This is a genomic window from Kitasatospora sp. NPDC096077, assembly GCF_040303245.1.
Taxonomy (GTDB): domain Bacteria; phylum Actinomycetota; class Actinomycetes; order Streptomycetales; family Streptomycetaceae; genus Kitasatospora.
In genome coordinates this window covers 50,708-62,691 of record NZ_JBEOSV010000033.1, presented here as the reverse complement: position 1 = coordinate 62,691, position 11,984 = coordinate 50,708, and the positions used below count along the sequence as shown (strand labels likewise).

The 11,984-nt window shown below is 74.0% G+C and carries 10 protein-coding genes; 2 read left to right on the top strand and 8 right to left on the bottom strand.

The features are described from left to right. Nucleotides 1–284: 284 nt before the first annotated feature. Both ABTZ03_RS25905 and uppS read right to left on the bottom strand, forming a co-directional pair. On the bottom strand, nucleotides 285–1,829 hold the full coding sequence (locus ABTZ03_RS25905) for an oxygenase MpaB family protein (RefSeq protein ID WP_502894582.1): 1,545 nt from the start codon (nucleotides 1,827–1,829) through the stop codon (nucleotides 285–287). Then, nucleotides 1,826–2,515: a polyprenyl diphosphate synthase gene (gene uppS, locus ABTZ03_RS25900; protein WP_502894581.1), complete on the bottom strand. Its 690-nt coding sequence runs from the start codon at nucleotides 2,513–2,515 to the stop codon at nucleotides 1,826–1,828. Before uppS ends, ABTZ03_RS25905 begins: the two co-directional genes overlap by 4 nt. Nucleotides 2,516–2,927: 412 nt before the next feature. On the opposite strand from uppS, the gene ABTZ03_RS25895 reads away from it, so the two are divergent. Both ABTZ03_RS25895 and ABTZ03_RS25890 read left to right on the top strand, forming a co-directional pair. Next, nucleotides 2,928–4,421 carry an aldehyde dehydrogenase gene (locus ABTZ03_RS25895; RefSeq protein WP_350515462.1) on the top strand — a complete coding sequence of 498 codons (1,494 nt, stop codon included), beginning with the start codon at nucleotides 2,928–2,930 and terminating at the stop codon, nucleotides 4,419–4,421. 86 nt (nucleotides 4,422–4,507) lie between these two features. Next, the gene (locus ABTZ03_RS25890; protein WP_350515494.1) at nucleotides 4,508–5,215 is read left to right on the top strand and encodes a gamma-glutamyl-gamma-aminobutyrate hydrolase family protein; all 708 of its coding nucleotides are present in this window, start codon (nucleotides 4,508–4,510) and stop codon (nucleotides 5,213–5,215) included. Nucleotides 5,216–5,235: 20 nt separating this feature from the next. Here the strand turns inward: ABTZ03_RS25890 and ABTZ03_RS25885 are convergent, their stop codons facing one another. From ABTZ03_RS25885 to ABTZ03_RS25860, 6 genes are all read right to left on the bottom strand, one after another. Then, on the bottom strand, nucleotides 5,236–5,808 hold the full coding sequence (locus tag ABTZ03_RS25885) for a MarR family winged helix-turn-helix transcriptional regulator (RefSeq protein ID WP_350515461.1): 573 nt from the start codon (nucleotides 5,806–5,808) through the stop codon (nucleotides 5,236–5,238). Nucleotides 5,809–5,935: 127 nt separating this feature from the next. Further along, nucleotides 5,936–7,396, bottom strand: a complete 1,461-nt coding sequence (locus ABTZ03_RS25880) for an APC family permease (protein WP_350515460.1) — start codon at nucleotides 7,394–7,396, stop codon at nucleotides 5,936–5,938. Between the two features lie 55 nt (nucleotides 7,397–7,451). Continuing rightward, the gene (locus tag ABTZ03_RS25875; protein ID WP_350515459.1) at nucleotides 7,452–8,300 is read right to left on the bottom strand and encodes a fumarylacetoacetate hydrolase family protein; all 849 of its coding nucleotides are present in this window, start codon (nucleotides 8,298–8,300) and stop codon (nucleotides 7,452–7,454) included. After that, nucleotides 8,293–9,264 (bottom strand): 3,4-dihydroxyphenylacetate 2,3-dioxygenase, encoded by a 972-nt coding sequence (locus ABTZ03_RS25870; protein ID WP_350515458.1) that lies wholly within the window; start codon nucleotides 9,262–9,264, stop codon nucleotides 8,293–8,295. Before ABTZ03_RS25870 ends, ABTZ03_RS25875 begins: the two co-directional genes overlap by 8 nt. Further along, entirely contained in the window at nucleotides 9,257–10,747 is a 1,491-nt protein-coding gene (locus ABTZ03_RS25865) for an aldehyde dehydrogenase (protein WP_350515457.1), read from the bottom strand. Before ABTZ03_RS25865 ends, ABTZ03_RS25870 begins: the two co-directional genes overlap by 8 nt. Before the next feature lie 157 nt (nucleotides 10,748–10,904). Continuing rightward, on the bottom strand, nucleotides 10,905–11,711 hold the full coding sequence (locus ABTZ03_RS25860; protein ID WP_350515456.1) for an acetoacetate decarboxylase family protein: 807 nt from the start codon (nucleotides 11,709–11,711) through the stop codon (nucleotides 10,905–10,907). Nucleotides 11,712–11,984 lie beyond the last annotated feature (273 nt).

Here is an 11,984-nt window from a genome sequence, read left to right as displayed (position 1 = left end):
CCGGCGCCCCCCCCCGGCGCCCCGGCCCCCCCCCCCCCCCCCCGGCCCCCCCCCCCCCCCCCCGCCGCCCCCGGCCGGGGCGGCCCGGGGCCCCCCCGGTCCTCTCCGACCTCGACCGAAACGCCGCTCGCCACTCGCCCGCGCCGTAACTCAAGAGCTGAGCCGCCGGGGCCCGGGCCCCGGCGGCTCAGCCAGTGGTGGGACAGCCGGAGGCGTCTCAGCCGGTGGCGGGACAGGCGGTGGCGGGACAGGCGGTGGCGGGACAGGCGGTCCGCTCCCGCGGGCTACTCCTGGGCGAACAGCGGGTCGTAGGCGCTGGAGCGCCGACGGCCCGCCATGAAGGACAGGAAGTCCTTGATGAACGCCGCCCGCGAGTACGTCCCGTCCGAGTCGAGCAGTTCACGCCGGAAGCCCGTACGGAACAGGGCGCGGTACTCGTCCGCGTCGATGACCTGGTTGCCGTCGGCGTCGGTCGCGTCGAACAGCACCTCGGCGAGCCGGATCAGGGCCGGACCGGCGAGGGAGGGCACCGCCTGCGCGTACTCCTGCCGGCTGATGCGGCCGTCACCGTTCGCGTCGAGCGTGGACTGGAGCTCCCGCCACCACGCGGCGAACGCGTCGTAGAGCCTGGTCTCCTTCGGCTCGTCCAGATCGAGCCGGCCCGACAACTCCCGGGCCATGGCCGCGAGATCGGGCCAGTCCACGTAGCCGTCCCCGGTCTGGTCCAGCACCTCGTCGAAGAACTCCTCGGCGCTGCGCTGCACCGCACCGTCCCGCGCCCCGGCGCCGGTGGACCCGCCCGAGCCGGAAGGCCCGCCGGCGCCGGGCCGGTCGGGCTCGTCCGGCAGCGGGGTCACCAGCCGCAGCAGCGCGCCGAAGCGCTTGATCCCCTCCCCCACGGACGCCAGCGCCCGGACCCGGGGATCGTCGCTGTCGGGGGACTGCGAGAGCAGGCCGATGAGACTCTCCGCAGTGATCCAGCCCTCCGGCAGGAGGCGTGCCGTGCCGAGGGCGAGGTAGGCGCTCTGGGTCAGCACCTGGGCGCCCGGGATCTCGGTCAGTCCGGCCCGCCGGCGGAACGCCTCCGGAAGGGACGCGACCGTGATCGCCCCGATGGCCGGCCCGGCCACGGCGCGCCCGGCCGCCCACAGCGTCGGTACCCCGCTCAGCAGCGGCGGCGCCGGGAGGTGGTCGAAGAGGTGGTAGAGGATCGTGCGCAGCGCCTCGGTGTTCTCCAACTCCTCCTCGACGACCCGGTCGTAGTAGGGCCAGAAGTCCTTCAGCGACCCGGGGAGGGCGTCATTGGAGGGGTCCAGCAGCGCCAGGAAGGCCTGGTACTGCGCGTACAGCTCCTCCATCGCGGCCTGGTCGAGCGGTCGCCCGCTCCAGCGGAACATGGTGACGGTGCTCTCGAACATGGTGGCCACCACCCACGCGCGCGCCGCCGGGTCCATCGCGTCGTACGGCCGGTCCCTGGCGTCGGTGCCGGTCAGCCGGACGTGCAGCCGGTTGAGCCGGGCCACCTCCCGCTCGCGCGCGGACCCGTCCGGTCCGGCCAGGATCCGGAAGCTGCGCAGCGTGTTGTTCAGCCGCCGCCAGGGATGCGTCACGAACGTGGAGCTGTCCGCCAGCGCCGCGCCGATCTGCGGGTGGGCCGCCTCCATGACGGTCGCCCGGATCATGGCCACGGCCCAGCAGGGGTCGTCGAAGAGCGTGTGGAACCGCGTCTGCGGGCCGAAGATCTGCGCCGTCCGCGCGGTGCCGCCGCTCCCGGGCTCCGTGGTGGCGGCGGGCTCCGGCCTCTCGCCGCCCGTGGTCGTCTGGGTCACAGTCCCTCGTCTCCGTTCGGTTCCGCCGACACGCCGCCGAACCGGCGCTGACGGCGCTGATAGGTGTCCAGGCACTCCAGGAAGTGCGCTGCGCGGAAGTCGGGCCACAGCACCGGTGGGAACACCCACTCGGCGTAGGCGACCTGCCAGAGCATGAAGTTCGAGATCCGCTGCTCCCCCGAGGTCCGGATGACCAGGTCCACGTCCGGGGTGTCGGGGAACGGCAGATGGGCCGCGAAGGCGTCCTCGTCCACCGCGTCGGGCGCCGCACCGCTGCGGATGAGCGACCGGGCGGCCTCGACGATGTCCCGGCGCCCGCCGTGATCGAACGCGACGGTCAGCGTCATGCCCTGGTTGCGGCTGGTGAGCAGGGTCAGGTCCGCGAAGTCGCGGGCCAGCCCGGCCGGGATCCGCGGATCGGTGTTCCCGAGGAAGCGGCAGCGGATGCCCCGGGCGTGCAGCAGCGGCGCGTGCTTGCGCACGACCCGGCGCACCAGGCGCAGCAGGTAGTCGACTTCGGCCCCGGGCCGGCTCCAGTTCTCGGTGGAGAACGCGTACAGGCTCAGCCACCGCACGCCCGCCGCCCTCGCCGCCTCGATGACGTCGATCACCGTGGCCTCGGCCGCGCTGTGACCGGAGGTGCGCGGCAGATCCCGCTGCGCCGCCCAGCGGCCGTTCCCGTCCATCACACAGGCGACATGACCCGGCACCACCCCCGCCCGCTGCCGCCCGCCCGGCCGGGGCGGTGGCACGGCAACAGGCGGCACGGCAACGGGGGGTACGGCAACGGGGGGTACGACACTTTCCGGGATCCGTTCCACCGCCACCGCCACCGCGCTCCCCTGCTCGCCCTCGGTCCGCGCAACGCCCGGCCGATCCAGCATCATGGCCGAGTCCAGCCGGGCACGTCCGGAATCCCGGGCGGACTCACCCGTTCGGGTAACGCCGGCGCAGCAGCACCGCCGCCGAGCGGCCGGTCATCGGCCCGACAACGGCCGGTCACAGCAGCGGAGTTGTCCCCACCCTCTTGTGGGGGGCCGGATCAGGCCCATATTGTTTGGAGTCAAATGACCATACCGAACACCCGGAGGCCCCCCGATGCCGCAGGTCGTCACCCACCAGGACTGGCTGGACCGCGCCGACGGACTGCGCCCGGCCACCACCCACCACATCGACGGCCGGGACGAACCGGGCTCCGGCGGCGACTACGCCGTGGTCTCGCCCCGGGACGGACGGACCCTCACCCGGGTCTCCGACGCCACGCCCGCCGAGGTCGACCTCGCCGTGGCCGCCGCCCGTCGGGCCTTCGACTCCGGCCCCTGGCCGAGGCTCGCACCGGCCGAACGCGGTCGGTTCCTGCTGCGCCTCGCCGACCTGCTGGAGGAGCACCGCGGCGACCTGGCGCTCACCGTGAGCCTGGAGACGGGCAAGCCGATCACCGACGCCCACGACATCGAACTGCGCGCCGCCATCGCCACCTTCCGGTGGTACGGGCAACTCGCCGACAAGCTCACCGACGAGTCCCCGCACGTCTCCCCCGACGCGCTCGCCCTGGTCACCCGGGAGCCCGCCGGGGTGGTCGGCGCCGTCGTCCCGTGGAACTTCCCGCTCACGCTGGCGTCCTGGAAGGTCGCCCCGGCGCTCGCGGCCGGCTGCACCGTGGTGCTGAAGCCCTCGGAGTGCGCACCGCTGTCGGCCCTGGCGCTGGCCCGGCTGGCCACCGAGGCCGGGCTGCCGCCCGGCGTCCTCAACGTCGTCTCCGGCGACGGCCCCACCGCCGGCCGCGCCCTCGGACTGCACCCCGGGGTGGACGTGCTCGCGTTCACCGGCTCCACCGCCGTGGGGCGGCACTTCCTGCGCTACGCCGCCGACTCCAACCTGAAGCGGGTCTGGCTGGAACTCGGCGGCAAGTCCCCGAACATCATCCTCCCGGACGCCCCCGACCTGGACGCCGCGGCGGCCACCGCGGCCTGGGGGATCTTCTTCAACCAGGGCGAGATGTGCACCGCCCCCTCCCGTCTGCTGGTCCACCGCTCGATCGCCGAACGGGTCACCGAGGCCGTGCTGGCCCGGGCCCGCGCCCTGCGGGTCGGCGACCCGCTGGACCCCGCGACCGACATGGGCGCCCTGGTCGGCGAGGCGCACCTGGAACGGGTGCTGGAGCACATCGCCGCCGGGCGCGCCGACGGCGCCAGGCTGCGCACCGGCGGCTCCCGCACCCGCACCGGGAGCGGCGGGAGCTTCCTCGAACCGACCGTGTTCGACCGGGTCGCCCCGGACTCCCGGCTCGCCCGCGAGGAGATCTTCGGCCCGGTGCTCTCCGTCCTCACCTTCGACGACCTGGAGGAGGCCGTGACGCTCGCCAACGACACCGATTACGGCCTGGCCGCCGGGCTGTGGACCTCCGACCTGACGACCGCGCACCGCGTCTCCCGGGCGCTGCGGGCCGGCACGGTCTGGGTCAACTGCTACGAGGAGGGCGACCTCACGGTGCCGTTCGGCGGCGTGAAGCAGTCCGGCAACGGCCGCGACAAGTCGGCCCACGCACTGGAGAAGTACACCGAGCTCAAGACCACCTGGATCCGACTGTGAGCGTCCGCCCGACCGAACACCGCCCCACCGAACACCGCCCCGGCGGGCATCGGCCGACCGAACACCGCCCCGGCGCGCACCGGCCGTTGATCGCGATCCCGGCCCGCTTCAGCGCCTCCGCCTCCGCACTGCGCCACGCGGCGGAGGTCAACGCCCGTGCCCTGGTCGAGGCGGTGTGGCGGGCGGGCGGCGAACCCGCCACCATCCATCCGCACGCCCCCGCCGGCACCGCCGACCCGGCCGAGGTCGCCGACCGGCTGGCCCGCTTCGACGGACTGCTGCTCCCCGGCGGCGGCGACCTCGCGCCGCACCGCTACGGAGCCGCCGAGACCCACCGGAGCGTCTACGACGTCGACGACCGACAGGACGGCTTCGACCTGGAGTTGAGCCGTGCCGCGCTGTCCGCCGGGCTCCCGCTGTTGGCGGTCTGCCGGGGCCTCCAGGTGGTGAACGTGGCGCTCGGCGGCACCCTGTGCCAGGACATGGGCGGGCCGGACCGGGAGCACCGGCACCTCGTGCACCCCGTCTCGGTGCGGCCGGGCTCCGCGGTCGCCGAGGCGCTGCGGGCGGAGCGCGTCGAGGCCTCCTGCTACCACCACCAGCGGGTCGACCGGACCGGGACCGGGGTCGAGGTCACCGCCCGGGCCGCCGACGGCACCCCCGAGGCCCTCGAACTGCCCGGCGCCACCGGCTGGTTCGCCGCCGTCCAGTGGCACCCGGAGGACACCGCCGCCCAGGACCCGGCCAACCAGGGCCTGTTCGACGCACTCGTCCGCGCCGCCCGGCGGCGTTGACCCCGCGAGGCCGACACCCCCTACGGCTTCGCCCTCCGGCCGCTGCGCCGCTGCGCCGGCTCGGCCCCGTTCAGCAGGCTCAACCGGCGCTCCTCGCCGTGCGTCTCGACCTGCACCACGATCCGGCGCAGGGCGTCGGCCGTGCTCCGGCACTCCTCGGTGCTGAGCGGGGCGGCCACGAACGCCTCCTCCGCGTTGAACTCCGGGAACAGGCGCCGCATCAGGGACTCGCCCTCCTCCGTGAGGCTCAGCAGCACCAGCCTGCCGTCGGTGGGGTGGTCGGCGCGCCTGACCAGGCCCCGCGACTGGAGGGTGCGGGAGACGCCCGTCAGGGTGCCCTTGGAGATCCCGGCCTCCTCGGCGACGTGGCGGGTCTCCGCCTCCCCCCAGATCCAGATCACCCAGAGCACCACGAAGGCCGTCCAGGTGAGGTCGGAGCCGCGCAGCACCGAGTTCTCGAAGTACTGCCGCACCGCCGACGCCGCGCGGTGGATGTTGGCGACCATCGCCATCTGCTCGTGCTGGATGGGGACGCCGCCGAGTTTGGCCTGGACGAGTTTCTCGGCCTCCGTGATGGAACGCTGGCCCGGCACGGTCCCCTCCTCTCGCAACGCGACGGGTCGTCGGCTGCGGTGTGCGGCGAATCGATCCTTCCGCGCCAATATAGCGGGGCCGAACCCCCCGTCCGGAGGCTCGGCCCCTGGGCCGTCCGGTGCCCGGTCAGTCGTCGGCGGCCGCGCGGACCGTCGGCAGCCGGGAGAGGCCCGCGCACACCAGGAACACCACCGGGACGGAGGCCGCCAGCACCGTCGCGGCGGCCGTGTCCCCACCGATCAGCGTGGTGAAGTTCGAGACGATCAGCCAGATCGCCGCCGTGACGCCGAGGGCGCCGAGGCCGGGGGCGACCACGGTGTGCCAGAGCCGGTCGTCCAGCCGCTCGCGGCGGAAGAACACGATCACCGACACGGAGGTGAGGAAGTACATCAGCATGATCGCCAGCACCGCGACGCCGCTGCCCCAGGAGAAGAGCGTCAGCACGGGGTCCTTGCCGGTCAGCGCGAAGGGCAGTACGAACACCGCGGCGACGGCGGTCTGGACGGCTCCGGCGACCGCCGGGGAGCGCCGCCGGTTCAGCCGGCTGAGGCGGCCGGGCAGCAGCCGTCGGCGGCCGAGCGAGAAGAGGTACCGGTTGGCCGAGTTGTGGAAGGCCAGGATGCCGGCGAAGAGCGAGGTGGCGAGCAGGAAGGGGAGCACGTCACCGGTCCAGCCGCCGAGCCGCTCGGCGATCGGGGTGAACACGAAGACCGCGGCGTCCCCGCCCGCCAGCGCGGCGCCCGCCGCCGCGACGGCCTTCGACGGGCCGTACGCGGAGACCAGCATCCAGGTGGTGAAGGCGAAGAACAGCGTGATGACGCCGCCGGCCAGGTAGGTGGCCCGCGGGACGGTCTTGTGGGGCTCGCGGGCCTCCTCCCCGTAGATGGCGGTGGCCTCGAACCCGAGCATCGACGCCAGGGCGAACATCAGGGCCACGCCCGGGGCGCCGCCGAGGGCCGCGGACGGCGCGAAGGTCCGGGTCGCGGCCAGCCCCTCCGGTCCGCCGCCCCGCAGCAGGACGAGGACGCCGAACGCGAGCAGGATGCCGACCTCGGCGAGGACGAACACCGCGAGCACCTTGGCGCCCATCTCGACGCCCGCCGCGCCGAGCAGTTGCACGACCGCCATGGTGACCAGGACGCAGGCCCACCAGGGCACGTCCCAGCCCAGGTGCCGGGCGAACAGGCCGCTCACCATGGATCCGTAGAGCCCGTACATGGCCGCCTGGACGGCGTTGTAGGCGAACAGCGCGACGCCCGCGCCGCCCGTCCCCGCCGTGTCCCCCAGGCCCCGGCCGATGTAGCCGGCGAAGGCGCCGGCGTCCACCACGTGCCGGCTCATCGCCACGTAGCCGACGGAGAACAGCAGGACGAGTGCTCCGGCGGCCAGGTAGGCGGCCGGGGTGCCCGGGCCGCTGCCCAGGGCTATCGCGATGGGGACGGCGCCGGCGATGCCGGTGAGCGGCGCCTGTGCCGAGAGGACGAAGAAGACGATGCCCAGGACGCCGAGCGCGTCGGGCTTGAGGGTGCCACTCGATCTGCGGGCCTCGCCCGCGGCCCCCTCGGGGCCGGTCGTTCGCGTGTCCACGCCGTTCACCTGTCGTTCGCAGTGGGGGGGAGGGAGGGGATGTGCGGGCGCCGGTTCAGGGGCGCTCGGGCGCCCGGATGCCGCGGAACTCCCAGTCCCCGCCGAGCGCGGTGGACCGGACCTCCTCGGACTCGGTGGGCTGGGCGCCGCAGTCGGCGCGGACCGGGACCGGGCCGGTGACGATGTGGTTGCTGAGCCGTCCCAGCCCCTCGACCTCCACCTCGACCACGTCACCGGGCCGCACCGGGCGGGAGTTGGCGGGGGTGCCGGAGAGCAGCACGTCGCCGGGGTGGAGCGTGATGGTGCGGGCGATGTCGGCGACGAGGTAGTGCATGTCCCACTCCATCTCGTCGGTGGAGCCGTCCTGCACGAGCTCGCCGTTCACATAGGTGCGCAGGTACTTGCCGTGGAAGTCCCAGTCGGTGACCAGGCCGGGGCCGAGCGGGCAGAGCGTGTCGGAGCCCTTGACGCGCAGCATCGAGCCGGCGTCGGTGTCGCGGAAGTCGTGCAGGCCGTAGTCGTTGGCCACGGTGTAGCCCGCGATGTGGTCGCCCGCCTCCGCCGGGGAGACGTTGCGGCAGGTCCGCCCGATGACGACGGCCACCTCGCCCTCGTAGTTGAGGTACTTGCAGCCCTCGGGGCGGACCACCGCGCCCCGGTGCGAGTTGAGCGCCGAGGTCGGCTTGTGGAAGTAGGTGGGGGTGGGGGTCAGCCGGATCCCGAACTCCTCGACCCGGCTGCGGTGGTTGAGGTGCACCGCGACCACCTTGGTGGGGACGACCGGGGGGAGGTGGTGGGCCTCCTCGGCCCTGACCCGGCGGCCGTCGGCGGCGACCAGGTCGGCGTCCTCGCGGACGACCTGGACGACGGCGCCGTCCAGGAGGATGCGGCGGTACTCAGGCATCTGCGGACTCCGTCTCGGGGTGGGCGGTGGGGGTGGTGCGGGCGGTGGGACCGCCCGTGGAGACGGCGGACGCGGCGGCGGTGCCGGTCCAGCCGGCGTCGGGGCGGTCGAACCAGAGCAGGACCTGCCCGGTGCCGATGGCGTTCTCGTACTCGCCGTACTGGCGGGCGGGTGCGGTGCAGCGCTCCTCGCCCAGCGCGCCGATCATCATCAGGTAGTGCGAGAACCGGGCCTCGGGCCGGTACCGCCGGAACTCCGGCATGGTCTCCAGCACCCGGTCGTGCCGGCCCTGTCGGAACCAGGCGATCCGTTCCAGGTCGGCCGCCCGGGCCTGCGGGGTGAAGACGTGCGCGGGGTCGCTGGACTCGTGGTCGCGCAGTTCCCGCAGCGGCCAGAAGGTGTGCGACAGCGCGCCGGAGGCGATCAGCAGCACCTTGCGGTCGGTGGCGGCGATGCCCTCGGCCAGCGCCCGGCCCAGGCGCAGGTGGTCCTCCAGGTCGCCGGTCTGGCAGACCCCGATGGTCACCCAGCGCTTGTCGGGCAGGCCCTCGCCGAGGTACTTCCACAGGTTGACGGTGGCGTAGTAGACCGGCAGGTAGACGTCGTCGATCGCGGTGATCCAGGTGCCGTTGCGTTCCGCGAACGAGGCGATGTTCCGGGCGAGTTCGGGATCGCCGGGGTAGTCGTAGGGCATCCGGCACATCCCGCGCGGCAGTTCCTCCGAGGTGAACAGCCCGGCCCGGCGGTCCTGCGCGGCGACCACGAACTCCACCGTGGTCGCCCAGTGCGAGTCCAGCACCACGACGGTGTCGTAGTCGAGGGTCTCGAAGACCTCCTCGCGGAGCTGCCGCAGCCCGGTGACGAGGGTGACCTCCCGGCCGCCGTTGAGCGCCCGGCGGGTCTCCTCCGGCAGCACGATGGTGGGGACGTGCGCCAGCAGTCCGGCGCCGACGACCTCACCCATGGCCGGGCCCGCCCTTCGGGGCGGTGACGGTGTTCTTGAGGTCGCAGTAGAAGTCGAAGCTCCAACTGCCGCCCTCCCGGCCGATGCCGGAGTGGCGGGAACCGCCGAACGGCGCCCGGAGGTCGCGGACGAAGAAGCAGTTCACCCAGACCGTGCCGGCCACCAGCCGGGCGGTCACCCGGTCGGCGCGCTCCTGGTCCCCCGTGGCCAGGACGGCGGCGAGGCCGAACCGGGTGCCGTTCGCCAGCTCCACCGCCTCGTCCTCGGTGTCGAAGGTCTGCAGGGTGAGGACCGGTCCGAAGACCTCCTCCTGGACGATCTCGCTGTCCTGCGCCACGTCGGTCAGCAGGGTCGGGCGGTAGTGGAGGCCGCCGAGGTCCTCGTCGGGTCCGCCGCCGACCACGGCCCGGGCGCCGGCGTCGAGGGCGCGGCGGACGAAGCCGTCGATCCGGTCGAGTTGGCGCCGGTGGACGGTGGGGCCGAGGTCGGTGGCCTCGTCGCGCGGGTCGCCCGGGGTGAGGGCGGCGGCCCGGACGGCGAACCGGCGGAGGAACTCCTCGGCGATCGAGGACTCCACCAGCAGCCGGGTGCCGGCCAGGCAGACCTGCCCGGCGTTGTCGTACTGCTCGACGGCCAGGTCGACGGCCAGGTCGAGGTCGGCGTCGGCGAAGACCAGCAGCGGGGACTTGCCGCCCAGTTCCAGGCTGACCGGGGTGAGGTTGGCGGCGGCGGCCCCGGCGATGCGCCGGGCGGTGGGGACCGAGCCGGTGAAGCTGATCCGGCGGACGTCGGGGTGGGAGACCAGGGCGGCGCCGGCTTCGTCGCCGAGGCCCTGGACCACGTTGAGGACACCGTCCGGCAGGCCCGCCTCCGCCGCGATGTCCGCCAGCAGCGAGGCGGTCAGCGGTGACCACTCGGCCGGCTTGAGGACCACCGTGTTGCCGGCCGCCAGGGCCGGGGCGACCTTCCAACTGGCCAGCATCAGCGGGGCGTTCCACGGGGTGATCAGCACGCAGGGGCCGGCCGGGTCCCAGCTGACGTGGTTGGTGTGGCCGCGCGTCTCGAAGTCCTCGTGGTCGAGCGTCAGCAGCCGGTCGGCGAAGAAGCGGAAGTTGTGCGCGACCCGGGGCATCACGCCGCGGCGGTGCGAGCGCAGCAGGGCGCCGTTGTCGGCGGTCTCGACCTGGGCGAGTTCCTCCAGGCGCCGCTGCACGCCGTCGGCGACGGCGTGCAGCAGCCGGGCGCGCTCGGCGCGCGGGGTGGCGGCCCAGCCGGGGAAGGCGGCCGCGGCGGCGGCCACCGCGGCTCCGGCCTCGGCGGCGCCGCCGCGCGACACCTCGGCGAGGGCGCGGCCGTCGATCGGCGAACGGTCGGTGAAGGTCCCGGCGGAGGCGACCCGGCGGCCGCCGATCCAGTGCCGGGTGTCCACGGGGACTCCGGCGACGACGGCGGTCACCGCTGCGGTGCGGGGTTGTTCGGGCATGTCCGGTGCTCCAGAGGGGTGGCGGGTGTTCGGTGGTGACGGGTGTTCGGTGGTGACGGGTGTTCGGTGCTGGCGGTCGCGCGGCGGGCGGGACGCGGGGCGCGGCAAGCCGGGTGCGGCGGACGGGTGTTCGCGGACGGGAGTTCGCAGACGGGCCCTACGAAGCCCCGGAGGTGCCGGTCTCCAGCACCCTGCCGCCGTCCCAGACCACGCCGACCTGGCGGTAGTAGGCGCCGATCGGCTCGCGGATCTCCAGCCGGGCCAGTTCCTCGGTGGGGGCCTCGAAGAGCTCCAACTCGGCGTCGGCCGCCCATGACTGCCCGGCCTCGAAGGAGGCGGCGCCGGTCTCGATCAGTTCGTCCAGGGCCAGGCCGCCGCCCTTCTCGATCGAGGGCAGCCAGCGGTGGTGGGCCATCGGGTGCGCGTTGACGAAGCCGTTGGTCCCGGCCGGCTCCCGGAGCGTCACCACGGCCTGGGCGAGCCGCCGGTCGGCCGCGGCCAGGGTGGCACCGAACCGGGCGCCGGCCTCGATCCGGGGGGCCGGTCCGTACGGGTGCGGCCGGGTCATCTGGATCGAGCCGAGCTTCTTCGGGTAGCCCTGGTGCAGGCCGCGGGCGATGGCGAAGTCCTTGTCCACCCAGATGTGGACGCAGCGCGAGTAGGTGCGGCCGCGGTAGGAGCAGCGCACCACCGCGAAGGCCTCCTTGTACTGGGAGCGCACCGGGTCCAGCAGTTCCCGTCCGGAGGCGGAGCAGGACTGCCAGTCCGCCCAGATCAGCGCGACCGCGCCGGGGTCCTCCTCGGCGAGTTCCAGCGGCTCGGGGAGCAGTTCGCGGACCCGGGCGGGGTCGGTGCGGTACTCGACGGTGATCAGGTCCCCGGAGTAGTGCCACGGCGGCGCGGGGATCAGCGAGGACTCGCCGGTGGCGGTCTTGGGGTGGAAGTAGCCGCGGAGGCCGGGCATGGGCGTTGCTCCTCGGTTCTCGGGGGTCGCCCGGGGAGGGTGTGGGCGAGGGAGATACGGGCGGGGCGACACGACGACTGTCGTTTGACTCCAAACAACATAGGCAGTCGCCCCCGGTCGGTCAATCCCCTTGGCAGGGACGGGGATTCCCGGATCCCCCTTGTCAGGCGATGGGCCGATCCCTATGGTTTGGAACCAAACGAGAGGACCGACCGGCCCCGCGCCGACCCTCGTCCGCCACCCCTCCCCCACCCTCCTCCGGGCCCCGACGCC